The sequence below is a fragment of the Pelosinus fermentans DSM 17108 genome, from assembly GCF_000271485.2.
In the GTDB taxonomy this organism is placed as follows: Bacteria; Bacillota; Negativicutes; order DSM-13327; family DSM-13327; genus Pelosinus; species Pelosinus fermentans.
Window position 1 is genome coordinate 1,365,745 of record NZ_AKVN02000001.1, and the last position, 25,427, is coordinate 1,391,171.

Sequence of the window (25,427 nt, forward strand, 5' to 3'; positions counted from 1 at the left end):
AAGGAGAGTAGGAAATGCAAAAGAAGGTATTGCATGTTAATGGACTACCGCGAGTTTTAATCGTAAATCCAGAAACCAGTCTGGCAAGTGTACTTCGAGAGCAGCTCTTATTAACGGGCTGCAAAGTGGGCTGTAATCAGGGGCAATGCGGAACTTGTTCGATTATCATGGATGGAAAAGTAGTTCGCTCCTGCATTGTCAAGATGAAGAGAGTACCGGATGAAGCAAACATTACTACCATTGAAGGTTTGGCCAAACCAGAGAATCTCCATCCCCTGCAGGTAGCTTGGATGGCATACGGCTGTGCCCAATGTGGTTTCTGTAGCCCAGGGTTCATTCTATCGGCTAAAGTATTGCTGGACACTAACTCGGCTCCGAAGAGAGAAGATGTCCGTGAGTGGTTTCAAAAGAACCGTAATGCATGTCGATGTACAGGCTACAAGCCACTGGTAGATGCTGTTATGGCAGCAGCTAAGGTAATGCGGGGCGAAATGCACAAAGAAGATTTACTATATAAACCTGTTGGCAATAAAATTTATGGAACGACATATCATCGTCCTTCTGCTTTGCGTAAAGTTACTGGTACTTGGGATTATGGCGCTGATGTTGCGCTGCAAATGCCCCCAGGTACATTGCGAATGGCTTTGGTGCAAGCGGAAGTATCCCATGCTAATATTATGGGTATTGATACTGCAGAAGCTGAAAATATGCCTGGGGTATATAAGGTAATTACTCATAAAGATGTTAAAGGCAAAAATCGCATTACTGGTCTGATTACGTTTCCAACCAATAAAGGGGATGGCTGGGATCGGCCCATTCTTTGCGATGAAAAAGTATTCCAGTTTGGCGATGCTATCGCAATTATTTGTGCTGATACGGAAGAACATGCCAAAGCTGCAGCCCAGAAAGTTAAAGTTGATTTAGAAATTCTGCCCTCTTACATGAGTGCACCTGCTGCAATGGCTGCGGATGCGATTGAAATACATCCAGGCGTACCTAATATTTATTTTGAACAGGGTATTATAAAAGGCGAAGATACAGAGCCTATTATGAAACAATCAGATGTTGTAACTGTAGAAGTAGATACCTATTGTAGTCGTCAGCCCCATCTGCCTCTTGAACCGGATTGCGGATGTGCTTATTTTGATGAAGAAGGTCGTTTGACCATTCATTCTAAGAGTATCGGCCTTCATTTACATCATGCCATGATTGTTGCTGGGATTGGTATTGAACCTGAAAAATGCCGCATTGTTCAAAACCCTGCCGGCGGTACCTTTGGCTACAAATTCAGCCCGACCATTGAAGCGTTGCTTGGTGTTGCCTGCATGGCAACAGGAAAACCTGTTTCCCTTAATTTCACCATGTATCAGAATATTACGTATACGGGTAAACGTTCTCCTGGCTTTGTTAAATGTAAGCTTGCTGCTGATAAAACAGGGAAACTTCTTGCTATGGAAACGGACTGGTTTATTGATCACGGTCCTTATTCTGAGTTCGGTGATTTGCTGACTCTGCGTCAAGCTCAATTTACTGGTGCTGGTTATGATATACCCCGGATACGGGGCAAAGGTCGTACCGTCTGCACCAATCATGCCTGGGGATCGGCATTTCGTGGATATGGTTCGCCCCAAGCCTTTTTAGCCTCTGAAATAGCCATGGATGAACTGGCAGAAAAACTTGGCTTAGATCCATTAGAACTGCGCTTTAAGAATATTTACCGTCCAGGAGCTACTACACCTACGGGGCAAGTGCCTGAAGTATTTTGTTTTGAAGACATGATTAATACTCTCCGTCCTTTATGGGAAGAAGCTAAAAAACGGTGTAAAGAGCTCTCAACGTCGGAGAAAAAACGTGGCGTTGGTTTATCTCTTGGTATTTACGGCTGTGGTCTTGATGGCCCAGATAGTTCAGAAGCTTGGGTCGAATTGACAAAGAATGGCATAACCGTCGGAGATTCTTGGCAAGATCATGGGCAAGGTGCAGATATCGGAACCTTAAGCCATGCTCATGAAACTCTGCGTCCTCTTGGTATTAAAGCAGAGCAAATCAAGCTTGTGATGAATGACACTGCCTTTACTCCTAACAGTGGACCGTCTGGCGGCAGCCGATCCAACGTCATGACTGGTAACGCGATAAAGGTTGCCTGTGAAATGTTATTAAATGCTATGCGTAAGCCGGACGGTACTTACCGCTCCTATGATGAAATGGCAGCCGAAAATCTTCCTCTGCACTACAATGGTAAATGGACAGCATCGATGTGTACTGACTGTGACCCAGTTACGGGTCAAGGAAAACCTTTCCCCATCTACATGTATGAACTATTTATGCCTGAAGTGGAAGTTGACATGAAGACCGGGAAGGCTAAAGTCGTTAAGTTTACCACTGTTGCTGATATGGGAACGATTACGAATAAAACAGCTTGTGATGGCCAGATATATGGTGGTTTAGCGCAAGGTATTGGTCTTGCTCTTACAGAAGACTTCGAAGATCTTAAGAAACACACAAACCTGGTTAATTGTGGTTTGCCCTTCATTTATGATGTACCAGATGATATTCAAATTATCTATAATATTACTCCTCGCGAGCACGGACCTCACGGTGCAGCAGGTGCAGGCGAAGGTCCTTTGAGTGCTCCTCATCCTGGGATTCTTAATGCCATTTATAATGCATGTGGTGTACGTATTTATGCAATTCCTGCACTGCCCGAAAAGATAAAAGCCGGACTGGCAGCACTATCCACAAGGGACAAATAAGAGTTTCTATATAAATGTAACCTAAAACGAATTGAAACGTAAATTCAATTCGTTTTAGGCTTTCCAATATACGAATTTTATTGGCGTATATTATGAAGGAAAGGGAGATAGTATGGAACAAAAAGTCTTAAAGGAAAGAGAGCAGCAATGTGTTCAAGAGCAGCCTCCAGGATGTACAGCTGCCTGCCCGGTTCATGTTGATGTAAGAGGCATGGTTGCTGCTATTCAAAAAGAGGACTATAAAGCTGGAGTGCAATTATTATATAAAATGGTACCCTTTCCGCGAATCATTAGTAAAATTTGTGATCAACCCTGTCAGCAGGCCTGTAAGCGGCAAGAAATAGATGAGTCTATTGCAGTGAATGAGCTGGAAAAAAGCTGCGTGGATAATAGTAATGAATTGATTCTTAAAATCACACCAATGCCGCCTAAGGATAAAACCATCGCAATTATTGGAGCTGGATTAAGTGGCTTAACAGCGGCAGTTGAACTAGGCAAAAAGGGCTATAATGTTGTGATTTTTGAGGCAAAGAAATTATTAGGCGGGAGTATATGGGACATTCCCGAACATCAGCTGCCCAGGCAGAATATTGCTGATGATTTTGCCATATTAAAAAGAATGCCATTAGAAATTAACTTACATGTTATCGTGAATAATCATAAGAACTCAAAGACATCGTTAGATCATATAAGTGCAACTTTTGATGCTGTCTATTTAGCAACAGGCTGCATAGAAACAAATCCCCATTATTGGGGACTTGCTCTTGACGTGGGTGGAGGGATTGCCATTCATCCTGCAACGCTGGCAACGAACGTGCCCAATGTTTTTGCTGGGGGCAGTCTTTACTTGGGACCTGATCGTAAGTCACCAATTACCTCAATCTCTCATGGAAAAATAGCTGCAAATTCAATCGATCGTTACTTACAAAATGCTTCTCTCACAGCCAGTCGGGAAAAGGAAGGATCTTTTACTTCTTTACTTTACACAAATATTGCCGGAGTAGAACCGCAAAAGAGGGTACGAAGTGCTGATCCCAATAAAGGCTATACGACGGAAGAAGCAGTAAGGGAGGCGAAGCGCTGCCTATTATGTGAGTGTTTGGAGTGTGTTAAGGTTTGTGAATATCTGGCTCATTTTCACGCTTATCCAAAGCGGTATGTGCGGGAAGTTTATAATAATTTATCCATTGTGATGGGCGTTCACCATGCTAATAAAATGATTAATGCCTGTAATTTATGTGGTTTATGTGAGCAGGTTTGCCCGGGAAATTTGAATATGGGAGAAATTTGCCAAGAAGCAAGACGGATTATGGTCAAAAGAGGGAAAATGCCACCAAGAGTCCATGATTTTGCTTTACGAGACATGCAGTTTAGTACCAGTGAGAAGTTTGCATTCAGCAGACATCAACCAGGTTTTGCATCCAGCAGTACCGTATTCTTTCCCGGTTGCCAGCTCAGTGCCTCTTCGCCGGAACATGTAAAAAGCATGTACCAATTCCTTTGCAAAAAAATAACTGATGGCGTGGGTTTAATGCTGGGCTGTTGCGGTGTTCCAGCTGACTGGGCAGGACAAGAAAATTTATTTAAAGAAACAATTAAGGCCATTGAAGATAGTTGGCGGAAGTTGGGTTCTCCCAGGGTCATCACAGGCTGTCCCACTTGCTATAGTGTTTTTAAGCGTGAATGGCCTTCTATGGATGTTGAGTCAATATGGACAGTATTAGATAAAATTGGACTGCCGGATCAAAGAAAAAAGCCGCATACGTCATTAAAATTGGTGGTACATGATGCTTGCACCACAAGGCATGAAGCTGCCTTACAGCAAAGTATACGAAAAATTTTGCATACACTTGGCCACCAAGTGGAGGAATTGGAAAACAGTAATGAATTTACAGAGTGTTGTGGTTATGGCGGTCTTATGCTGTTTGCTAATAAAGAAATTGCCCATAAAATGATAAAAAAGCGCAGTCAACAGAGTGAAAACGATTTTCTTACTTACTGTGCAATGTGCCGTGATAATTTTGCCAGTAAAGGAAAGCAGAGCTATCACCTTTTGGACTTGATTTTTCCAACAAGGCAGCAAGATGTGGCTGGCAAAAAAGGTCCCGGCTATTCTGAGCGACAGGAGAATAGGGCAAGGCTGAAAAGGACGCTGCAAAAAGAGGTGTGGGGAGAGTTGGCAGACAAAGAACAGTGCAACGTTAAGTTGATCATTTCAGAGAATGTACGGCAGACCTTGGAAGAGTTGATGATTCTTGATAGTGATATTATAGCTGTGATTTCACAGGCAGAACATACTGGTAATAAATTTAAAAACATGGAAAATAACTCTTATATTGCATCTTTTAAACCTGCCAGTGTAACGTATTGGGTAGAGTATTCTCCTCAGGAAGATGGCTTCCTAGTGCATAATGCCTATAGCCACAGATTAGAGATAAAAGGATCATGAGGTGACTTTATGGATAAGCAAGTTCAGAATATCATTATATGTAATACTTGCGATATTCCTCTTGCATTAGGAAAGGTAACCCTAGCCTACTTGGGGAATGAGTTTCCTGTTGAACTTTATAAATGCCCGCAATGCGGGTTGGTATATATTCCTGAAGAGTTAGCAAAGGGGAAGATGGACCAGGTGGAAAAAGCACTGGAGGACAAATGATGGGCCAACATAGTGATCGTCTTACTACAGATTTGCATGGATGTAGTTCGAATGTATTTGAAAATAAGATTTTTGCTAACATGGCCGAAGGAGCCCGTCCAGGGGGATTACAATTAACACGGAGACTTGTTGATTACTGTAACTTTGACCATCGTTCTATAGTTGTTGATATGGGGTGTGGCACGGGAACTACTGTAGAGTATCTGCGGGATGTACGAGGAGTGCATGCCCTGGGTGTTGACTTGTCCACTCCATTATTGCAGCAGGGAAAAGAACGCAAGGCTGATTTACAGCTCATTCAATCATCAGGCGCAGACATGCCTTTTGCCGATCATTCTATTGATGGTGTCTTGGCTGAGTGCAGTTTATCGGTTATGCCTGATGTCTCTAAGGTTTTAACTGAAATCAATCGTATTCTTGTTTCTGGGGGGAAGCTTGCCATAACGGATCTTTATATCCGAGAAGGAGACTGTGATATACCCGGCATCATGACTCATAGTGATCTTTTTCAGATATTACAGAAGCATGATTTTAATATACTCGTCTTTGAGGATCAGACTGCTTTTCTAAAAGAATTTGTCGCAAGTTTTATTATGGAGCATGGCTCACTAGAAGAACTCTGGCAATGTACAGGAAAAAAGAAATTGGATAAAAAAATACCTGGATTAGGCTATTATTTGCTGATAGCGGAAAAAGGTTCGTGAGAAAGAGGTGCAAATTGGATACTCAAGCATGTCCCCGATGTAAGAATGAGCTGATAGATACTCTTCTTTATAAATGTGTGCGCTGTTTTACCGTATATTGCAGGGAATGTACAGAAACTAGTGAAGGGCGCCTTTGTCCGAATTGTAAAATGTCTCAGCGCATGTTACTGCCTTTAGAGCAATCGAAGATAAAAAAAGAATAAACATCTCACTTGAGATGTTTAATATGCCGGGCAGATTAAGATGTATCGCCGCAGCGAGGAATATCTGGTCCCTTGCCTAAGAGATCATTTACTTTGGTGATGGCTGTTTCTGAAAGAAAAACGATTTGGGAAGGATTGCCTTCCATTGTTTCGCCTGTCAAAAGTAAGCCATTGTCCGTTTCAAGATAGTTGATTGGTAGGCTGCGCCTAAAAACCCTGCCAGTATTATTGTCGATGATTTCGACAACAACGGAATCGGCTTCGATTTTATCTAAGAGATTACTTTCATCGGGAGTGTCTGAACCATATTTTTGGGACCATTGCTCAAGATGTTTAGCGGTGGTATCAAGATATATAGTATGTAATTCCTGCTGCAGAGTTAGTAGTTCACCATAACTTTCCCTATGATGATCAGCTAGTTGTTTTAGCATATCATTGCAGAAAGTAGTAAATTTCTCTTTCCATTGGGAATCATTGCTGTTATTCACTGTATCAACCTCCAGAGAAAATAAATACATATTGGCACTCATTCTATATGCTAATCGAATCGCAAGGTAATTTCAAGATAAATGTGATGAAGATTACCAGTAAAGGATGATATAACCTTCCGAATAAAGGAGGATTTATATGATATTTAGTAGTCTGCTTTCGGCTCAAAATAGTGGCAGAACCGCTGACTGTTTTACTGTTATTGCTAGCAGTCTTAATAATGACATTGGAAAAATGCTGATCATCCATCAAGACGGAAGAATAGAAAGTCAATTGGAAGGGATGATTAGGCAGCATGTATTAGATACGGTGAAAAATCTGCCATGGAGCAAAGCCATGATACTTTCCCTTGAAGATCAATCAGGAGAAACGTATCGGATTTTTTGGGATAGGATGACAACTAAATACCATGCGATTGTATTTGGTGGCGGGCATATAAGTCAACCCTTAGTCCAAATGCTTATCCAATTGGATTTTATTGTGACAATAGTGGATGATCGCCCTGAATTTGCAAATCAGGCCAGATTTCCAGGAGCACATACTATCATTTGCGAAAACTTCCACCAAGCTTTTAAGAAATTGGTCATAAGCACTGATACCGCTGTGATTATTGTAACCCGCGGGCATAGATATGATCTGGAATGTTTGCGTGCTACCATGGGTAGTAAAGCTCGATATTTGGGGATGATTGGCAGCAAGAAACGGGTAAAAGAAGTATTTGCTGTTTTGCGGGAGGAAGGAAGAGCAGAGGACCTTGAAGGGCGTCTAAAGGCTCCGATTGGTCTTGACATTCGAGCAGAAACGCCCGTAGAAATAGCCGTGAGTATTGTTGCTGAAGTAATTGGAGTTTTTCGCGGCGGTGGGTCTGGTCGGTCATTAAGTGGACCCAGGGAGGGAGACTATGGACTCAGAAATCCTTAACCGAATTTGCGAACTGCAGAATAAGGGGGAAAAAGCTGTCTTAGTCACTATTGTGGAAACTCGTGGATCAACGCCTCGTAAAGCAGGAAGTAAAATGTTGATTTTACCAGATGGTACCTCTTATGGAACCATTGGCGGCGGATGCGCAGAAGGGGAGGTCAGGCGCCAAGCGTTAACGGCACTAGATGTAAATTGCTCCAGCTTATATACAGTGAGCATGTTAAATGATATGGCTGCAGACGAGGGAATGGTATGTGGGGGTATCATGGAGGTATTTATTCAAATCATCTGAGGAAAAGAAGTAAAGCGCAGGTGAAATAGGATGTGGAATCAAGATAAAATGGGCGCAGTATTATTGGCAGCGGGCTATTCATCTCGTATGGTGAAATGTAAGTCGCTGCTGCCCTTAGGTGGTTTAAGAGTGATTGAAAGAGGAATCAATACATTTAGACAAGCCGGTATAATGGATATCACAGTGGTGGTGGGGCATTGGGCTGATGAATTGATACCTATATTGGATGAACTAAAAGTGTCCTATGTTTTTAATGAAAAGTATAGCGAGGGAATGTTCTCTTCTATTGTCAAGGGAGTGCAGTCCCTGCAGGCAGAAACCAAAGCCTTTTTCCTGCTGCCGTCAGATATGCCTTTGGTAAAAAGTCATACGGTGAGATTGTTGGGGCGGGCGTTTAATAAGATAAAGGCAGATATTATCTACCCTGTCTTCCAGAAACATCGGGGGCATCCTCCTCTAATTGGTGCAAATTGCTTTCCTGAAATTCTGTTGGGTAATACAAGGGGAGGCTTGCGTCAAATTTTAGAAAGACGTGAGGGGAACGCATATGAAGTAGAGGTATTTGATGAAGGCATATTGCTGGATCTTGACACTCATGAGGACTATCAGAAAATTATGACAGGATATCATCGTGGGGATATTCCGACGCAGGCTGAGTGTGAAGCAATCTTAGTGAAAATGAATGTGTCAGAGCCGATTGTGAATCATGGCAGAATGGTAGCAGAGATAGCGAGAAATTTGGCTCTTCGTCTGAATCAAATCGGTCTAAATATTGATGTTCACGCTGTCATAGCTGCTGGAAAGCTGCATGATTTAGCCAAAGGGAGGCCTAATCATGCTCAATTTGGTGGTAGAATACTAAAAAAATATGGATATTATAAGGTGGCGCAGATCGTTGCTGCACATACTGATATGGAAATGAATGAAAAAGCATTGCCAGATGAGGCGGCAGTCGTATATTTAGCAGATAAGCTGGTGAAAGGAGGCGGCATTGTGTCCATTGATGAACGGTTTTCTGCTTCTATGGACGAATATGCAGCAAGTGCAGAGGCGGTTGCTGTTATTAGAGAGCGCCGCTTGCGAGCTGAAAAGATGGAACAAACTGTTGAACAGCTGTTAGGCATTAGTCTGGTAATGGCAGCTAGAGACCTGTGCTGAATATGAGTTGAAGCTAGAAAGGTGGCTAACAGATATGCAGGATAAGGAAACTATATTAGGAATAACGGAAAGTCTTTGCCCAGAGTGTCTGCAGCGTATAAAGGCAAAAAGAGTTGAAGTAAGTCATAATGTTTACCTAAAGAAAACATGTAAAGATCACGGGGATTTTAGCACTGTAATTTGGCGGGGACAGCCGTCTTATACATCCTGGTCTGTTGCCAAGCTTCCTTCCAGGCCGCCTGTATGTGCAACCAATATTAGCCAAGGCTGTCCTTTTGACTGCGGCTTGTGCCCAGACCATCGTCAGCACACATGCTGTGTTCTGCTTGAAGTTACTAAGCGGTGTAATTTGCACTGTCCTATATGTTTTGCCACAGCAGGTTCCGAGGAAAATGATCCGGATAGAACAACAATTGAAGACTGGTATCGCCTATTATTAAAAAGTGGCGGTCCCTATAATATTCAGTTATCGGGAGGTGAGCCGACCTTAAGGGATGATCTGCCGGAAATAATAGCCTCAGGGCGAAGTTTAGGATATGATTTTATTCAAGTAAATACCAATGGACTAAGGCTGGCAAGGGACTATAGCTACGTTAAAAGGCTGAAAGAAGCTGGATTATCCTGTGTATTTTTACAGTTTGACGGAACCAATGATGAAATTTATGAGAAGTTACGAGGAACGGCCTTGCTGGCAGAAAAGCAGGCGGCTATTACTAATTGCGCGAAGCTGCAGCTAGGAGTAGTTCTTGTGCCGACATTAGTTCCTGGCGTGAATACACAAAATATCGGATCCATTATCCAATATGCTATTGAACAAATGCCGACAGTACGCGGCGTTCATTTTCAGCCTGTCAGCTATTTTGGCAGATATCCTCAAGAGCCTTCGGATAGAGAACGGATTACCATTCCAGAGGTTATAAACAAGATTGTAAAGCAGACTGCAGGAAAACTCCAGATAGAAGATTTTCGGCCCCCTAGGGGAGAAAATGCATATTGTTCCTTTCATGGCAATTTTGTATTAATGAATAATGGGGAATTAAAAGCGTGGTCAAATGCAGCTTCAAAGGGATGCTGCCAGCCCCAAGTAGCAGCTGTGGAAGCAAGAAAAGCTCGCACTTTTGTTGCTAAACGCTGGGCTGCGCCCCAAAAAGCAGAGAGGAGAGAGACAGACAATAAAGAGGAGAAATATGGTAATGACATTAATGTTGGCAGTATGGATGCTTTTTTAGATCGTGTGGAAAAGTATTCCTTCTGCATATCGGGCATGGCATTTCAGGATGTCTGGAATTTGGATCTGGATCGTTTAAGAGAGTGTTTCATTCATGTGGTCAGCCCAGACAGCCGAATAATCCCCTTCTGCGCTTATAACTTGACGGATAAACAGGGGAATTCTCTGTATCGTCCCTTAAAGAGGTGACTGTAGGTAATGAGGGTAACAGTACCACAAAACAAAATGTTTGAGGCTTGGAACGCAAAAAAAATGGGATTGGGTTCGAATTTAACCCGAGAGCAAATTGCTCACTATCAATTGCATAAAGTACGGCAAACTATTAAGCTGGCCTACGGGAACAGTCCTTTTTACCGTAAGCTATTAAAAAATTTTGTCAGCAAAGAAATAAATTGTATGGAAGATTTGCAGCAAATTCCTTTTACTACTGCGGATCATCTCAGAGAACAGGCACGGCAGTTTCTCTGTGTATCCCAAAGTGATATCAGCCGAATTGTGACATCAGATAGTTCCGGGACAACAGGTGAGGCCAAACGCATATATTTTACCGATTTTGATCAAGAACTAACGATTGATTTCTTTCAACATGGCATGTCCACTTTTTTGAAAAGGGGGGATCGGGTACTGATTCTGCTGCCAGGTGAACGTGTCGGCAGTGTTGGTGATTTACTGATCAAGGCACTGGAGCGGGCAGGAGTGGTGCCTATTCTTCATGGTCTTGTGCAAAATATTCCTAAAACAGTAGAGTTTATGGTACAGGAAAGAATTGACTCCTTAGTTGGAATTCCGATACAAGTACTGGCATTAGCTCGCTATGCTGAAATGACAAAAAAAGCTATTCAGCTTAAGAGTGCACTGCTCAGCACGGATCATGTACCTGACGTGATTATTCAGGAATTGATCCGCGTGTGGGGCTGTCAGGTATTTGAACACTATGGCATGACTGAAATGGGTTTGGGAGGCGGTCTGGACTGTGAAGCCCATGAGGGTTATCATCTGCGGGAAGCGGATTTGTATTTTGAAATCGTTGATCAAAGAGGAATACCAGTACCTGATGGGCAGGAAGGGGAAGTTGTTTTTACCACGCTGACTAGACAGGGAATGCCGTTTATTCGTTATCGGACAGGGGATCTATCAAGGTTTCTTCCTGATCCCTGTTCTTGTGGTACCATACTTAAAAGATTAGAACGGATCATCAGAAGAAAGGATGGTCTGGTTTTTCTCAAAAGCAATACATTTTTCACCATGTCGGATCTGGATGAAAAAATATTTGCGGTGGATGGAGTAATTGATTTTACAGTTACTGTTGATAGTCTGCAGCAGGCAACACAACTGGATGTTTCTGTTTGGTTATTAGGTCAGTCTAATGAGGCTGCTGAGCGTGCACTTTGGGACGCACTGTATGGTGTGCCAGCGCTAGTTCAGGCAAGAAAAGCGGGGCAGCTCTCCGTAAGTGTAAAAATAATTTGCAGTAAAGATACTTTTTTTCCCAGTGCCCCTAAAAGAAGGATTATGGAGTTGAAAGACAGCTGATGGAAAACAGGACGGTGTATTTGATTAGGCATGGAAAAATTAAATTGGAAGATAATCAGCGAAGGTATATTGGCCAACTCGATTTGCCATTAAGCCTGAAAGGCATACAGCAAGCTCAATGTTTAGAAACAATCTTAAAAGATATAGACATTGATAAGGTATACTGCAGTGATCTTTTACGTTCCCAGCAGACCGCTCAGATAATAGCTGGTAACAAAGCTATTCCAGTTATTGTGCGGAAAGATCTTAGGGAGATACATATGGGAAATTGGGAGGGGCGCACATTCTCTCATATTGTGAAGGAATATCCGGAGGAGTTTAAGGCGCGTGGAGCTGATATTGGCTATTACCGAGTGGCGGGGGGAGAAAGTTTTGCTGATTGTTACAAGCGTGTGATTGACGCGTTTCATGAGATTATGAATTCTTCGTCAGGTACTATTTTGCTTGTCGGGCATGCTGGAGTCAATCGGCTGCTGCTGTGCTATGTACTAGGAATGCCTTTGGCAAACCTTTTTAGAATGAATCAAGATTATGGTTCTTTGAATATCATCACTACAAGGAAATCTGGCTGGCAGGTAAAGTTAGTAAATGAAACAACCTGCAGAGGATAAGGATGCTTTTTTGAAGGGGGAATTTTTAATGTCAGGGGATGTAGCTGCTCGTATAACTAAGCTGCATATGCAAGGATTTCACTGTAGTCAGATTATGATCATGTTAGGGCTAGAAGAGCAGAAAAAAAACAATCCTGATTTAATACGAGCAATGACGGGATTAGCTGGTGGATTAGGCTTTAGCGGCAAAAACTGTGGGACCTTAACGGGGGCGGTTTGTTTATTAGGCTTGTATGGAGGGCGGGGAAGTCTGGAAGAGCGAGAGAGCCAACACTTAAATACTATGATTCAGGAATTGGTAGTATGGTTTGAGGAGACATTTGCCAAAGAGTATGGCGGCATTGATTGTCAGCACATTATGAATAATGATCCTTGGAATCGCTTGACCCGCTGCCCGGATGTAGTGATAAAGACGTATTTAAAAGCTGCGGAAATTCTTGAGGATAATGGCTTCCTCTCAGGTTCCTAACAATAGAAAGGTTAGAACCGTTAAAAATTCAACAGTGAGAGGAGTGAAAAAGATGCAGGACAGTTTTGGTCGTGTCATTGACTATTTGCGAATTTCCATTACGGATCGTTGTAATTTTCGCTGCAGCTATTGTATGCCCCCAGAAGGCGTTCCTTTACTTGAGCACTCTGAAATATTGTCTTACGAAGAGTTGCTTCGTGTGATTCGGATATTGGGACAATATGGCGTGAATAAGATTCGTATTACTGGTGGTGAGCCATTAATTCGCAAAGGGATAGTGGATTTCATTCGTGCTGTTAGAGAAATAGAAACGGTTGCGGATTTGGCAATGACAACAAACGGCAGCTTACTTGCAAATAGAGCTTATCAGCTTAAAAAGGCTGGTTTAGATCGAGTAAATATCAGCATTGACACTCTTAATCCAAAAGAATTTTCCCGTATTACAGGTGGTGGCCAATTGTCAGATGTGGTACAAGGAATAAAAAGCGCTATGAATGCTGGCTTGGCTCCCATTAAGCTAAATGTAGTTGTGACGGAAGTTTTTTCCATGGAGGATCTGTCTTATTTCATAAAACAAACCTATGAGTTTCCTATTGCAGTACGATTTATTGAATACATGCCTGTTGGACGCTGCGGTGTGAAAGCAGGATCTAGTATTAAGGCAATAAAAAACAGCATCAATACAGCAGGGTATGGTATGTTGGAAAAAGCGTTCAGTATAAAGGGAAATGGACCCGCCTATTATTATCGACTGCCCCGGGCAATGGGGGTATTTGGCTTTATTACGCCTATGACAGAGCATTTTTGTCATACCTGCAACCGCATACGTTTGACAGCCGATGGGAAAATTAAACCTTGTTTACTTGCAAACCAAGAATTTGATATTAAGCATGCCTTACGCAGTGGTACGAGTGACAGTAAAGTCGCTGAGCTGTTTGTAAAAGCGCTGCAAGGCAAGCCCCTTCATCATATTTGGGGCAATGATCGAGAAGGGACGAATTTGTTGCGAAATATGTCCCAGGTGGGTGGCTAAGGATAATGCAAAAAAAATAGTTCAGCGATAGTATCTATCTCTAAGCCGCAGCATAACAAAAAAACATCATTTATCTTAACAATAAATGATGTTTTTTGTAAGCATAGAAAGTATAAGTTTTTAGGTGCGGAAAAGGTGAGATATTATGAACCACGAAAAAATAAATAAAACCCCTTTGTGTCCTTTGCGTCTTTGTGGTTCCTTTTTTCGTTTTTATATGTTTAAAAGGACGCACAGCGTTTTTATAGTTTATAAACAACCTTGCCTAGGACTTGATTCTTTGGTACAGGGCCGATATAGCGACTGTCACTGCTGTTGTTACGATTATCGCCCATGACAAATACATGGTTTTCGGGAACGATTATCTTATTATCTGAAGTATAGCTCATGGGTTCTTTCGTATACGGTTCATCTAAGGCCATTCCATTTCGATAAACTTTATGGTCTTTAAATTCTAATGTATCACCTGGCTTGCCAATGACTCTTTTTACCCATACATGATGATCAGGCTCAGTGATCAGTTTCGTCATTGTTAAATATGTATGCATAGGATCGATTAAATCGTCTTTCCAGGTCCTTTCTCGCTGTACACGGCTGTCGATGATAATGATATCGCCGTATTCAGGCAATTGGCCTAAGGTATGAGGTATTTTAGAAACCAATAGATAGTTATTGCTTTGCAAGGTAGGTTCCATAGAACTGCCTTGAACCCTCGTAGGGTGGAACAAAAAGGCATTAATAAGCAATGCGCAGGTAAAGGCAATAACAATACTGTAGAGCCAGTCAAAAAGTTCTTCTTTTATATTCATAGAACTGCTCCTTATTTTGATAAGTATAGTAAAGTGATAATATACTGCTTGATCCAATAGCAAACAATCTATATAGCAACACAATACTACTATAGAATGTTACAAAAAACAATAGTAAGCAAAGAATCCTGCTGATTTTGTGAATTTTCAGTTAAATACTGTGATTTATAGATATGGACGATGTAGAGCAGGAATGATATACTATAATAAATAAATAGCAAAGATGATGCTGAGATTTCATCAATAAAGCAATGGCGCTAAAGACGTAAGTTTTTAGTGCCATTTTTAAAAGAAATACTCAGTGTAATCAAGAGAAATAAGTAGTTAAGTTTTTTTAGATTAAGGAGGAAAACTATGTTTGCATTAAACTTTCAGTCATCACATCATGAGGAGCTGCTGCAGAATCGGGTTAAGAACTGTACTGTTCGACTAGGGGATTTAAGGGATGTCTATGCGGAGAATTCTTTAGTTTGGATCACTTTTGGCAAAAAATTAAGTCCGAGAAGAAAATTGTACCAAGCTATTATTGATAAGATACTGATAAAGAAATTTTCTCAATTAACTGCTGATGATTTAATACATCAAAATCCCACTATCTCTACGACTGAGGAACTGATTAAATTTTTTGAAACCTTGTATTGTAAATCGATATCACCTAACGATATTGTAAGTGTTATTTACTTTTCAGAAGTAACCGAGTGAGTAAAAGAGGTGGATTAAGGCAGGGAAAAGGTATCGTATTAAATGTCCAGAAGCATTTAATACGATACCTTTTCTAAATTTTCCCCAGTCTCTTCCATTTGTGAAGGAGTTATCATTCTTTCGTTGAAAGAATGAAAGTGTAGCTAGAACCCTTAGTGTCCTTTGTGGTTCGATTGTTTTAAGTTCTATCCGGCTTTATTAAAAATAAGGAGGTCGAATCGTGAGTGTTTTAGTTTTAGGGGGAGCGGGATATATCGGTTCTCATGCAGTATATCAGTTAATTGAAAAAGGGTATGAGGTAATCGTGATTGACAACTTGCAGACTGGTCATGAACAGGCTGTTCATTCCAATGCAGCCTTTTACAAAGGGGATATTCGTGACAAAGAGTTTTTAAGACATGTATTTACCAAAGAGAGCATTCATGCTGTAATGCATTTTGCTGCTAGTTCCATGGTAGGAGAATCCATGGAGAAACCTCTTACATATTTTAACAATAATGTATATGGAGCACAGATTTTGTTAGAAGTGATGAAAGAGTTTAACATTAAAAATATTGTTTTTTCTTCTACGGCAGCAACCTATGGTGAACCTAAGCAGGTACCTATTACAGAAGATATGGCGACGAATCCAACCAATCCTTATGGTGAAAGCAAACTGGTCATGGAAAAAATAATGAAATGGTGTGATGTTGCTTACGGGATTAAGTATGTATCCCTTCGATATTTTAACGTAGCAGGAGCCAGGCGAGATGGAAAAATCGGTGAAGATCATAAGATGGAAACCCATTTAATACCCCTTGTACTTCAGGTTGCATTAGGACAAAGAGAATGTATTACCATTTTTGGTGAAGACTATCCTACTGCGGATGGTACTTGCATTCGTGATTACATTCATGTGGAAGACTTAATAGAGGCCCATATTTTAGCCATGAATTACAGTATCAAAGAACAAAAGAGTAATATATTCAACCTTGGCAGCAGTCAAGGGTTCTCCGTTAAAGAAATTATAGAGGCAGCCAGAAATGTAACAAATCACCCCATTCCTGTGAAAATTGGTGAAAGAAGGGCAGGTGATCCGAGTACCTTAATTGCTTCTTCGCAAAAAGCGAAAGAAATATTAGGCTGGCAGCCAAAATGTACATCCGTTCAGGATATTATTGGAGATGCTTGGAATTGGCATCAACGTCATCCATCTGGATATAATGGCTAAACAAAAGGTAAGGGAGATCGGTATGAATATATCTCAAATAATCCAGCAACTAATTGATTGTGTGCTAACGTTGAGATTTATTGAACAAGAGGATGAAATCTATATAAGAAATCAAATCTTATATCTTCTTGATATTCATGAGTTTACGGTGACGGAGCAGAGTAAAGATGATGCGAGTATACCTGACTTGTTAGAAAGATTAGTAGATTATGCATGTGAGAATGGCGTTATTAAAGATCTATTTGATGAAAAAGAAATACTAACCAGCAATATAATGAATTGTTTTATGCCAAAGCCCTCTACCGTAAACCAATATTTCTATGAGAAATATAAAAAAGATGCAAAGGCGGCCACCGATTATTTTTATCAATTGAGCAGAACTAGTAATTACATTCAGACCAAAAGAATTGCAAAGAACATGAATTATAAATATCCTACGGAGTACGGCGACATGGATATCACCATTAATTTGTCTAAGCCTGAAAAAAATCCCAAGGATATTATGCAAGAAAAGAGCATGAAAAGCACAAATTACCCTAAATGTTTATTATGTATTGAAAATGAGGGATATGCAGGAAGAATTGGATATCCTGCTCGAGCCAATCATCGATTGATTCGCCTCACCTTAGAGGGTGAGCCCTGGTATCTGCAATATTCACCGTATGTTTATTATAATGAGCACTGCATTGTGCTTTCTAAAGAACATCGTGATATGAAAATTGATCGCCAGGGATTCTTGCGTCTGGTATCTTTTGTGGAGCAGTTTCCCCACTATTTTGTCGGTTCTAATGCAGACTTGCCAATTGTAGGAGGATCTATTTTATCCCATGATCATTATCAAGGCGGCAGATATGAGTTTGCTATGGCAAAAGCAGCAGATGAGTATCGCTTTGCATTACAGCCCTTTCCCAATGTGAAAGGTGCAATTGTGAAATGGCCTATGTCTGTTATTCGTTTAAGAAGTGAAAAGGCTGAGGAGTTGGTAGCCGCTGCTGACTGTATTCTAGAGTCTTGGAGAGAATATGATGATCCAACTGCAGATATTTATGCATATACAGGAAAAACGCCGCATAATACGATTACACCCATAGCCAGAAAGCGGCATAATGTACTGGAATTGGATCTTGTATTGCGAAATAATCGTATCAGTGACGAACATGTCTTAGGAATTTTTCATCCTCACAGCGATGTGCAGCATATAAAAAAAGAGAATATTGGCTTAATTGAAGTGATGGGATTGGCAGTCTTGCCTGCAAGACTGATCCCTGAACTGCAGGAAGTAGAAAAGTACATACTCGGTAAGGAACATGAAATTGCGGAGTATCATAGAACCTGGGCAGAACAGCTGCGACAAAAATATAAAGAACAAGCTCATACAGAGAATATTGGAGAAATTATCAAAAAAGAAGTTACGGTTAAATTTATGCGGGTTTTAGAAGATGCTGGCGTTTTCAAACGCAATGAGCAGGGAATGGCTGCTTTTAAAAGATTTATAAAACAAGTAAATTGTAAGTAACAAAATGCAGATACTCCAAGGAGCATATAAATGGAGTATTTGTATTTTTTTCCTGAGAATAGTTAGAATGCCTAAAAAAAAACAGTTAATACTATGGATAATAACCTCGTAAAAAGGAGGCAATCCATATGAAACATATGGCTCATAAACGTATTTTACATTTAAAAAGAAGATATAAGCATATTGCAGCAGCATTTGCTGGAGCAATTCTTATATCATCGGCGTTATTGCCTGGTATACCTGTTTCTACCGCCCATGCTGCAATGAAGTCGAATGTTGGCAATACCCGGAATACCAGTGTAGAAAAAATGGAAAATGAAAACCGCGTCAAGAGTTTCGAAGGGAAGAAAGGGAAAAGAAACACCAGTGAAATAAAAAATACCATTAGACAAAATCTTAGAATGAATAAAACTCTGCCCGGGACTTTTTCGCAGACAAACAAGCGAACTAATCCATCGAATCCTCCCGCTTCATCTTCCCAAGAAAAAAATGCCTCAATAAAGCCAGAGTTAGCAAATAAGCCAACCCCTAAGGAGGCATCTCCAACTGTTTCTCCTGAAACAAAGGAGAAGTCAGAAAAAACAAAAAAAGATTCGCAAAAGTCACAGGACAATTCTGTTTCTAAAGAAAATACGGAGAAAAAGCAATCGAAAAATGCACCCAGCAAATATGAAAAAGTCTTGGATATTAAAGCAACTGCCTATTCTCCCGGTCCTTTAGATAACGATCAATGGGGTGACAAAACCTATTTGGGAACAACCATTCGTCCAGGAGTTGTTGCTGTAGATCCAAAAGTGATTCCCTTGGGTTCACGTTTATATGTTGAGTATCCGGATGGACATGGTGAATATGCAGTAGCGGAAGATACTGGCGGCGCTATTAAAGGAAATCGCATTGATATTGCTATAATGAATCGGGACAAAGCCACTGAGTTTGGCATAAAACCAGTAAAAGTATATGTGGTAAATACCCCAAAAGAATGAGGATAAATACTAAATAACCTGATCTTCCCTTTGGAAGTTCAGGTTATTTCTTTTTGAAATGATGAAGTTTTATGTCATAATAGACTATAGAAATGGAATTGCTTTTGAACAAAAGTTAGTATGGAGGCACTAATGATTCTTGTAATTGATAATTATGATTCCTTTGTGTATAATTTGGTGCAATATCTTGGTGAATTGGGACAGGAAATCCAAGTAGCACGTAATGATAAGATTACTATTTCTGAGATCCAGATGTTATCACCTAGTCATATTTTAATCTCACCAGGGCCTTGTACTCCCAATGAAGCCGGTATTAGTTTGCAAACAATCCAGCACTTTAAAGGCATTATACCTATATTAGGTGTATGTCTGGGACATCAGGCTATCGGTCAGGTATTTGGCGGCGACGTCATAAGGGCAGAACGGCTGGTACATGGTAAAACTTCTATCGTTTGTCATGATGGCAAAGGCATTTTTAAAGGCCTTACCAGTCCTGTGCGAGCTACTCGCTATCACTCTTTGATTTTAAAAAGGGAAACATTGCCCGAGTGTTTTACAGTTACGGCAGAAACAAAGCAAGGCGAAATTATGGGAGTGCGCCATAAAGAATATGCGATTGAGGGAGTACAATTTCATCCGGAATCCATATTAACGGAGCATGGGCATAGTATGTTGCAAAACTTTCTAGATATGAGGGGAATTGTATAGTGAAACCAATACTTCGTGAGATTACATCTGACTACTCTGCAGAAGAAGTATATGCATTGTTCTCGAACGAGGAGAATAGTGTCTTCTTAGACAGTGCTATGGATGTTGAAAATATGGGCAGATACTCCTTTATTGGCAGAGATCCTTTTTTATTATTTACCAGTAAAGATGCTAGGATTACGATTCAGGATAATGCAGGAAGACGCAGCGTAGCAGGGAATGCGTTTACAATTTTGAAAGAATTATTAGTTCAATATTCTACAGAAAAGCTTCCTCACTATCCACCTTTAGCTGGCGGGATTATTGGATACTTTGGCTATGAGATGGGATATTTGCTGGAAGATATAGCGAAAAATGAGCATAATAATAATAAGCTGCCTGATTGCTGTCTTGGTTTTTATGACACCATACTTATCTTTGATCAACATGAGAAAAAAACATATATTGCATCTACTGGTTTTCCAGAAAAAAATGAGAAGGAAAGGATAGGTAGAGCCAATCGCCGCATTGCGGAATGGATTGAACTGATGCAGCAAGCTTCTTTTTTAGACGTACCTCGCCAACCGATAGCGCAAGGTACTTATACGTCCCATTTTACCAAAGAATCCTATTGCAGCATGGTGGAGAAAGCCATTGCATATATTGGCGCAGGTGATATTTTTCAAGTTAATGTATCTCAACGATTTTCAGCGGATTTGACGGTGTCTCCTTTCGAGCTATATCGATATCTACGATATATTAATCCTGCGCCTTTTGCTTCTTATTTGAACTTTGGCGAGGTGGTGGTAGCAAGTACTTCACCTGAGCGATACTTACGATTAGAAGATAGAAGGATTGAAACAAGACCCATTAAAGGGACAAGACCTAGAGGCAGTGATAAACACTCTGACAGTCAATTAAGGCAGGAGCTTTTGGCTAGTGAGAAGGACCAGGCAGAATTGGTCATGATCATTGATTTGGAGCGTAATGACTTGGGGCGTGTCTGTGAATTTGGCAGCGTTCGTGTACCCGATCTAATTCGATTAGAAGAGTATCCCACTGTTTTTCATTTGGTGTCGACAGTGACAGGAGAATTAACCAAAGATAAAGGTATTTTAGATGCTGTCATGGCATCCTTTCCAGGGGGATCTATCACAGGGGCGCCAAAGGTTAGGGCAATGGAAATTATAGCTGAACTAGAGCCGGTAAAACGGGGAATTTATACAGGTTCTATCGGTTATATTGATTTTACTGGGGATGCGGATTTAAATATTGTTATACGCACGATTGTTATACAAGGAGGACAGGCATATTTTCAAGTTGGCGGAGGGATTGTTGCTGACTCCGTTCCAGAGCTTGAGTACATAGAAACATTGGATAAAGCACGAGCTTTGATGGAAGCTCTAGGATTTAAGGGATAAGGGGAAAAGATATGCACAATAGCTGGATTTATCTAAATGGCAAGTTGATATTAGGCAATGAGGCCGGCATCTCTCCCTATGATCATGGTTTTTTATATGGTCATGGTTTATTCGAGACTATGAGAGTATATAAGGGGCGAGTATTTTACTTCGCGGAACATGTAAAGCGTTTGCATGCAGGCATGAAAATACTAGGGTGGCCTGGCTGCCCTTCTGCAGATGAATTATCGAAAGCCATTTATCAAACGTTGCAGAGAAATGATTTGCAAGAAGCTACTGTTCGCTTAACCATATCCCGGGGGACGGGGGCAAGCCGCCCAGATCCCGCTACGTGTGGTAGTCCTACGGTGATCGTATTTGCTGCCCCCATTCAGCCTCTTGGCGATGATGCCTATAAGCGAGGATGGAGCTTGGCGACGGTCAATATTTGCCGTAATCTTACCTCGCCTTTATGTGCAGTAAAGGCAGCTAACTATCTTGATAATATAGTGGCAAAATCAGAAGCAAAAGATAAGGGAGCTAATGAAGCATTATTGTTAAATAGCATGGGTCAGGTTGCAGAAGGTACGATGTGTAATCTTTTTTTAGTGGTGGAAGGCAGATTAATTACACCTGATAAAAAAAGCGGTTTATTACCAGGTATTACTAGGAATATTGTTTTGGAACTTGCTCAGCAGGCTGAAATTACCACTGAAGAACGACAAGTAAGTCCTGAGGAACTACTAGGAGCTTCTGAAATTTTTATTACTAGTTCTTTACTGGAAATCATGGCAGTAACCACGTTGGACGGACGTAAAGTAAATCAAGGGAGAAAGGGTAAGATGACAGCCTTTTTAAGACGGCAGTATCAAAAACATATCCAGGAGTGGCTGTCAATTATAAGCGTATAGCTGATAAAATTGGTACTGGAGCCCTGTACTTTTTGTGAGGGTTCTTATGATGAAAATGGATAATTATCGGAAGATGAATAATGGAATATGTTATAATAACATAAGAGCTGCGACTGATGAGAGCTGATCCTGATGATGGCTCAAGAAGAAAGTAAAAAGATCTTGATTTCATGAATAGAATAGTATATGATTACAAATTGTTGAGATGTGTAAGTTATTAGCACATAGGGACTTATATGTAAAAGCAGAGGCGAAAAATGAGAATGAAAAGTAATATACCCGTATATGAGTCCATTGCAATGGATGTAGCGGAGCGGATTGTTAATGGTGAATTTGCTGTTGGTGATAAGATATCAGGACGTACATTGCTGGCTAGTCAGTACAATGTTTCTCCTGAAACCATTCGTAAGGCCATGGGGCTATTAGGCCAGGCAAATGTTGTTGCTGTATCTCAGGGAAAAGAAATTCTAGTACAATCCCAAGAGCAGGCGGAGGAATTCATACGGCATCACCTGTCCATGCATTCAGCGTATTCTTTAAAACAAGAGCTAGAATTTTTAATGGAAAAGAAAAACGAAATCAATAACCGCTTTGATGAAATTATCGTTCAAATTACGCGTTATACTGATCGGCTGAGAAATTTACAACCCTTTAATCCTGTTGAGGTATATGTTTCAGAAAATGCCAGCGCAGTAGGTCGTTCTGTTGCTCAACTTGGGCTTTGGCAGCGTACAGGTGCCACTCTTATTGCCATCAGAAGAGGAATGGAAGTCATCATATCTCCAGGATCAGGTGCACTTCTGCAAGCTGGAGATCGTTTAATCGTGGTTGGTTCCGGTGATATTTTGGAAAAAGTGAATACAGTACTGCAAGAATGAATGTAAAAAAGCCCTTTGATAAACAGCACATATCCTGTGATGCTTATCAAAGGGCTTTTTTACTATACTAATAGCGGTAAAGTAATAAACCGCGAAGGTCGCGAAGAAATACAAAGAACAGGAAGAGATATTATGGTTATTTCAAATTCTTCGCATATTCGCGATTCAAAATGGTTATGTTTTTAAAGTATCATCGATTTGTCATTGCGAAGCACTTTTCTCAAAGAATAAGCATTAATCAATACTAACAACTTCATTAACGTGGAAAAATTGCTAGTGTCTTGTACGACTAACAATTTTATGATATAGTATAAGTTGTCAGTTTAGGAATGCTATGAGAATCTCTTATAGTTTTGAAGATCTTTGTAACGAGTACCTTGTCAGCTTTAACACGGTAGGATAATAGACCGCTAGTATTCACTGATTTAGGGCTGATAAGGTACTAGTGCAAGATAATAGGAAAGAGGGGGATTTTAATGATACGTTTCGAAAATATAGTTAAAACTTATGAAAATGGGCGAACCGTGGTAGATGGTCTGAATCTGCACATTCGCGAAGGCGAAATACTAGTATTGATCGGTCCTAGCGGCTGCGGAAAAACGACAACGATGAAAATGATTAATCGTTTAGTGGAGCCAACGAAGGGAAAAATCTTTATAAAAGATGAGGACATTAGTAAATTAGACCCTGTCCAGCTGCGGAGAAATATTGGTTATGTGATACAAAATATAGGATTACTGCCTCATATGACAATCGCTGAAAATGTAGCTCTTGTTCCGAAACTGAAAAAATGGGATAAGGATGCCTATATAGCGCGTGTTAATGAATTGCTTCGCATGGTCAATCTTGATCCTGAAGTGTATGGCAGTCGTTATCCCAATGAATTAAGCGGTGGGCAGCAACAGCGAATCGGAGTTATTCGCGCAATGGCCGCTGATCCGCCAATTATCTTAATGGATGAACCATTTAGTGCATTGGATCCGATCAGTCGTGAGCAGCTGCAGGATGAACTGGTTCGACTGCAAGAAGTAATTTCTAAGACAATCATCTTTGTTACTCATGATATTGATGAAGCAATTAAGATTGCCAATCGTATTTGTATTGTTAAAGACGGCAATATTGTTCAAGTGGATACACCTGAGAAGATACTGCGTCACCCAGGGAATGAATTTGTTAAAGAGTTTATTGGTGTAAATCGGCTGCAAAAAGCAGAGGTATTGCCATCCATTCGGGACATCATGGCAAAACCAGTTACTGCACGGCCTAGCAAGGGACTTGCCGAAGCCATCGTGCAGATGAGAAAGCAGAAAGTGGATACGCTGCTTATCGTGGATTATAAGCAAAAATTACTTGGCAAAGTGAGTGTATGGGATATTCATAATAACTTTCAGAAGGAAGAAATTCTACTGAAAGATGTACAGAATCCCGTTATTCATAAAATAAATGTAAATCAGTCGTTAGCAGAAGCCTTACAAATCATTAGTAAACATCATATTGCCTATCTTCCTGTTGTTAGTGAAGAGAATGAATTAGTAGGGGTTATTACTCGGTCAAGCTTGGTAGATGTTATGGCTGAACGGTTCCAAGAAGTTGAGGGGGGGCTAGTCATTGAGGAAGGGGCGATTGTATGTTAACGGATCTTTTTAGTATTTTTCAAACTCGATATGAAGATATATTATTAGCATCCTGGGAACATTTGCAGCTAACCTTTATTGCTCTCTTTATTGCCAATCTGATTGCCATTCCCTTAGGTATTTTGTTGACACGTCATAAAAAATGGGCAGAGCCGATTATTGGTGTGGCATCAGTCTTTCAAACGATTCCTAGTTTGGCGTTACTCGGTTTTATGATACCTTTCCTTGGTATTGGCACATTGCCTGCCATTATTGCATTGACCATATATGGGCTGCTGCCGATTCTTCGCAACACCTATACGGGTATTGTCGGGGTAACACCTGCTGCCGTGGAGGCGGGTATTGGTATGGGTATGACATCAATGCAAGTGTTATTTATGGTGGAACTGCCGATGGCTCTATCTGTCATTATGGCGGGAATACGGACGGCAACTGTATTGATTATTGGGGTGGCTACATTAGCAGCACTGATTGGTGCAGGGGGGCTGGGCGATTTGATTTTCCGCGGTATTGCTATGGCAAATTCCCCATTAATCCTGGCTGGTGCACTTCCTGCTGCTTTTTTAGCAATTGCTTTTGATTTTGCACTAAAGCATTTGGAGGATAAAGCACAGCCAAAAGGATTGAGAAGATTATAAAACGAG

At 40.8% G+C, this 25,427-nt stretch carries 24 protein-coding genes; 22 read left to right on the plus strand and 2 right to left on the minus strand.

Annotated elements, in window-relative coordinates; genetic code table 11:
- Positions 1 to 14: 14 nt before the first annotated feature.
- The 4 genes from FR7_RS06030 to trsM all read left to right on the plus strand — a co-directional run bounded on the left by FR7_RS06030 (position 15) and on the right by trsM (position 6,116).
- The gene (locus FR7_RS06030) at positions 15 to 2,753 is read left to right on the plus strand and encodes a molybdopterin-dependent aldehyde oxidoreductase (RefSeq protein WP_007931392.1); all 2,739 of its coding nucleotides are present in this window, start codon (positions 15 to 17) and stop codon (positions 2,751 to 2,753) included.
- A gap of 112 nt (positions 2,754 to 2,865) precedes the next feature.
- Entirely contained in the window at positions 2,866 to 5,202 is a 2,337-nt protein-coding gene (locus FR7_RS06035) for a pyridine nucleotide-disulfide oxidoreductase/dicluster-binding protein (RefSeq protein WP_007931391.1), read from the plus strand.
- Positions 5,203 to 5,211: 9 nt separating this feature from the next.
- Positions 5,212 to 5,412, plus strand: coding sequence for a DVU_1557 family redox protein (locus FR7_RS06040; RefSeq protein WP_007931370.1), 201 nt, complete (start codon positions 5,212 to 5,214; stop codon positions 5,410 to 5,412).
- Positions 5,412 to 6,116 (plus strand): DVU_1556 family methyltransferase, encoded by a 705-nt coding sequence (gene trsM / locus FR7_RS06045; RefSeq protein ID WP_007931368.1) that lies wholly within the window; start codon positions 5,412 to 5,414, stop codon positions 6,114 to 6,116. Before FR7_RS06040 ends, trsM begins: the two co-directional genes overlap by 1 nt.
- Before the next feature lie 238 nt (positions 6,117 to 6,354).
- On the opposite strand, the gene FR7_RS06050 is transcribed toward trsM, so the two are convergent.
- Complete coding sequence (locus FR7_RS06050; RefSeq protein WP_017531254.1) at positions 6,355 to 6,807, minus strand: hypothetical protein; 453 nt, start codon at positions 6,805 to 6,807, stop codon at positions 6,355 to 6,357.
- 139 nt (positions 6,808 to 6,946) lie between these two features.
- Between FR7_RS06050 and FR7_RS06055 the strand changes: the two genes are divergently transcribed.
- Genes FR7_RS06055 through moaA form a run of 8 tightly spaced genes read left to right on the plus strand, consistent with a single transcriptional unit; the run spans position 6,947 to position 14,053 of the window.
- Positions 6,947 to 7,729 (plus strand): XdhC family protein, encoded by a 783-nt coding sequence (locus FR7_RS06055; RefSeq protein ID WP_007931364.1) that lies wholly within the window; start codon positions 6,947 to 6,949, stop codon positions 7,727 to 7,729.
- On the plus strand, positions 7,710 to 8,021 hold the full coding sequence (locus FR7_RS06060) for an XdhC family protein (RefSeq protein ID WP_007931352.1): 312 nt from the start codon (positions 7,710 to 7,712) through the stop codon (positions 8,019 to 8,021). Before FR7_RS06055 ends, FR7_RS06060 begins: the two co-directional genes overlap by 20 nt.
- Before the next feature lie 30 nt (positions 8,022 to 8,051).
- Positions 8,052 to 9,179: a DVU_1551 family NTP transferase gene (locus tag FR7_RS06065; RefSeq protein ID WP_007931350.1), complete on the plus strand. Its 1,128-nt coding sequence runs from the start codon at positions 8,052 to 8,054 to the stop codon at positions 9,177 to 9,179.
- 34 nt (positions 9,180 to 9,213) lie between these two features.
- On the plus strand, positions 9,214 to 10,596 hold the full coding sequence (gene trsS, locus FR7_RS06070; protein ID WP_007931343.1) for a radical SAM (seleno)protein TrsS: 1,383 nt from the start codon (positions 9,214 to 9,216) through the stop codon (positions 10,594 to 10,596).
- A 36-nt stretch (positions 10,597 to 10,632) separates the two neighbouring features.
- The gene (locus FR7_RS06075; RefSeq protein WP_237769507.1) at positions 10,633 to 11,940 is read left to right on the plus strand and encodes a DVU_1553 family AMP-dependent CoA ligase; all 1,308 of its coding nucleotides are present in this window, start codon (positions 10,633 to 10,635) and stop codon (positions 11,938 to 11,940) included.
- A gap of 14 nt (positions 11,941 to 11,954) precedes the next feature.
- Positions 11,955 to 12,551, plus strand: a complete 597-nt coding sequence (gene cobC, locus FR7_RS06080; RefSeq protein ID WP_237714785.1) for an alpha-ribazole phosphatase — start codon at positions 11,955 to 11,957, stop codon at positions 12,549 to 12,551.
- Between the two features lie 28 nt (positions 12,552 to 12,579).
- Positions 12,580 to 13,020 (plus strand): DVU_1555 family C-GCAxxG-C-C protein, encoded by a 441-nt coding sequence (locus FR7_RS06085; RefSeq protein WP_007931338.1) that lies wholly within the window; start codon positions 12,580 to 12,582, stop codon positions 13,018 to 13,020.
- A 52-nt stretch (positions 13,021 to 13,072) separates the two neighbouring features.
- Positions 13,073 to 14,053: a GTP 3',8-cyclase MoaA gene (moaA, locus tag FR7_RS06090; RefSeq protein ID WP_007931337.1), complete on the plus strand. Its 981-nt coding sequence runs from the start codon at positions 13,073 to 13,075 to the stop codon at positions 14,051 to 14,053.
- Positions 14,054 to 14,295: 242 nt separating this feature from the next.
- Here moaA and lepB read toward each other — a convergent pair whose 3' ends face one another.
- Positions 14,296 to 14,862 carry a signal peptidase I gene (lepB, locus tag FR7_RS06095; protein WP_007931335.1) on the minus strand — a complete coding sequence of 189 codons (567 nt, stop codon included), beginning with the start codon at positions 14,860 to 14,862 and terminating at the stop codon, positions 14,296 to 14,298.
- 354 nt (positions 14,863 to 15,216) lie between these two features.
- On the opposite strand from lepB, the gene FR7_RS06100 reads away from it, so the two are divergent.
- The 10 genes from FR7_RS06100 (at position 15,217) to FR7_RS06145 (ending at position 25,421) form a co-directional block, all read left to right on the plus strand.
- Positions 15,217 to 15,564, plus strand: coding sequence for an ASCH domain-containing protein (locus FR7_RS06100; RefSeq protein WP_007931333.1), 348 nt, complete (start codon positions 15,217 to 15,219; stop codon positions 15,562 to 15,564).
- A gap of 220 nt (positions 15,565 to 15,784) precedes the next feature.
- Positions 15,785 to 16,774: a UDP-glucose 4-epimerase GalE gene (gene galE, locus FR7_RS06105; protein WP_007931331.1), complete on the plus strand. Its 990-nt coding sequence runs from the start codon at positions 15,785 to 15,787 to the stop codon at positions 16,772 to 16,774.
- Positions 16,728 to 18,290 carry a UDP-glucose--hexose-1-phosphate uridylyltransferase gene (gene galT, locus FR7_RS06110; protein WP_007931329.1) on the plus strand — a complete coding sequence of 521 codons (1,563 nt, stop codon included), beginning with the start codon at positions 16,728 to 16,730 and terminating at the stop codon, positions 18,288 to 18,290. The genes galE and galT overlap by 47 nt, the downstream gene beginning before the upstream one ends.
- Before the next feature lie 128 nt (positions 18,291 to 18,418).
- Complete coding sequence (locus FR7_RS24550; RefSeq protein WP_007931328.1) at positions 18,419 to 19,273, plus strand: 3D domain-containing protein; 855 nt, start codon at positions 18,419 to 18,421, stop codon at positions 19,271 to 19,273.
- A 132-nt stretch (positions 19,274 to 19,405) separates the two neighbouring features.
- A complete protein-coding gene (locus tag FR7_RS06120; protein WP_007931327.1) occupies positions 19,406 to 19,981 on the plus strand; it encodes an anthranilate synthase component II in 576 nt (191 codons plus the stop codon).
- Positions 19,981 to 21,381: an aminodeoxychorismate synthase component I gene (gene pabB / locus FR7_RS06125; RefSeq protein ID WP_007931326.1), complete on the plus strand. Its 1,401-nt coding sequence runs from the start codon at positions 19,981 to 19,983 to the stop codon at positions 21,379 to 21,381. Before FR7_RS06120 ends, pabB begins: the two co-directional genes overlap by 1 nt.
- Positions 21,382 to 21,392: 11 nt before the next feature.
- Positions 21,393 to 22,271 carry an aminotransferase class IV gene (locus tag FR7_RS06130; RefSeq protein ID WP_007931323.1) on the plus strand — a complete coding sequence of 293 codons (879 nt, stop codon included), beginning with the start codon at positions 21,393 to 21,395 and terminating at the stop codon, positions 22,269 to 22,271.
- Between the two features lie 263 nt (positions 22,272 to 22,534).
- Positions 22,535 to 23,149, plus strand: coding sequence for a GntR family transcriptional regulator (locus FR7_RS06135; RefSeq protein WP_017531255.1), 615 nt, complete (start codon positions 22,535 to 22,537; stop codon positions 23,147 to 23,149).
- Positions 23,150 to 23,625: 476 nt separating this feature from the next.
- On the plus strand, positions 23,626 to 24,783 hold the full coding sequence (locus tag FR7_RS06140; RefSeq protein ID WP_007931314.1) for an ABC transporter ATP-binding protein: 1,158 nt from the start codon (positions 23,626 to 23,628) through the stop codon (positions 24,781 to 24,783).
- The gene (locus tag FR7_RS06145; protein WP_007931312.1) at positions 24,777 to 25,421 is read left to right on the plus strand and encodes an ABC transporter permease; all 645 of its coding nucleotides are present in this window, start codon (positions 24,777 to 24,779) and stop codon (positions 25,419 to 25,421) included. Before FR7_RS06140 ends, FR7_RS06145 begins: the two co-directional genes overlap by 7 nt.
- The last annotated feature ends 6 nt before the right edge of the window (positions 25,422 to 25,427 follow it).

Bases quoted from the DNA above. Each gene is read 5' to 3' on its own strand.
- FR7_RS06140 (WP_007931314.1), top strand. From the start codon at position 23,626: ATGATACGTTTCGAAAATATAGTTAAAACTTATGAAAATGGGCGAACC.
- FR7_RS06060 (WP_007931352.1), top strand. From the start codon at position 7,710: ATGGACTCAGAAATCCTTAACCGAATTTGCGAACTGCAGAATAAGGGG.
- FR7_RS06145 (WP_007931312.1), top strand. From the start codon at position 24,777: ATGTTAACGGATCTTTTTAGTATTTTTCAAACTCGATATGAAGATATA.
- FR7_RS06055 (WP_007931364.1), top strand. From the start codon at position 6,947: ATGATATTTAGTAGTCTGCTTTCGGCTCAAAATAGTGGCAGAACCGCT.
- FR7_RS24550 (WP_007931328.1), top strand. From the start codon at position 18,419: ATGAAACATATGGCTCATAAACGTATTTTACATTTAAAAAGAAGATAT.
- FR7_RS06120 (WP_007931327.1), top strand. From the start codon at position 19,406: ATGATTCTTGTAATTGATAATTATGATTCCTTTGTGTATAATTTGGTG.
- FR7_RS06100 (WP_007931333.1), top strand. From the start codon at position 15,217: ATGTTTGCATTAAACTTTCAGTCATCACATCATGAGGAGCTGCTGCAG.
- trsM (WP_007931368.1), top strand. From the start codon at position 5,412: ATGGGCCAACATAGTGATCGTCTTACTACAGATTTGCATGGATGTAGT.
- lepB (WP_007931335.1), bottom strand. From the start codon at position 14,862: ATGAATATAAAAGAAGAACTTTTTGACTGGCTCTACAGTATTGTTATT.
- FR7_RS06035 (WP_007931391.1), top strand. From the start codon at position 2,866: ATGGAACAAAAAGTCTTAAAGGAAAGAGAGCAGCAATGTGTTCAAGAG.
- galT (WP_007931329.1), top strand. From the start codon at position 16,728: ATGCTTGGAATTGGCATCAACGTCATCCATCTGGATATAATGGCTAAA.
- FR7_RS06130 (WP_007931323.1), top strand. From the start codon at position 21,393: ATGCACAATAGCTGGATTTATCTAAATGGCAAGTTGATATTAGGCAAT.
- trsS (WP_007931343.1), top strand. From the start codon at position 9,214: ATGCAGGATAAGGAAACTATATTAGGAATAACGGAAAGTCTTTGCCCA.
- moaA (WP_007931337.1), top strand. From the start codon at position 13,073: ATGCAGGACAGTTTTGGTCGTGTCATTGACTATTTGCGAATTTCCATT.
- FR7_RS06065 (WP_007931350.1), top strand. From the start codon at position 8,052: ATGTGGAATCAAGATAAAATGGGCGCAGTATTATTGGCAGCGGGCTAT.
- FR7_RS06030 (WP_007931392.1), top strand. From the start codon at position 15: ATGCAAAAGAAGGTATTGCATGTTAATGGACTACCGCGAGTTTTAATC.
- FR7_RS06075 (WP_237769507.1), top strand. From the start codon at position 10,633: ATGTTTGAGGCTTGGAACGCAAAAAAAATGGGATTGGGTTCGAATTTA.
- FR7_RS06040 (WP_007931370.1), top strand. From the start codon at position 5,212: ATGGATAAGCAAGTTCAGAATATCATTATATGTAATACTTGCGATATT.
- FR7_RS06085 (WP_007931338.1), top strand. From the start codon at position 12,580: ATGTCAGGGGATGTAGCTGCTCGTATAACTAAGCTGCATATGCAAGGA.
- FR7_RS06135 (WP_017531255.1), top strand. From the start codon at position 22,535: ATGAAAAGTAATATACCCGTATATGAGTCCATTGCAATGGATGTAGCG.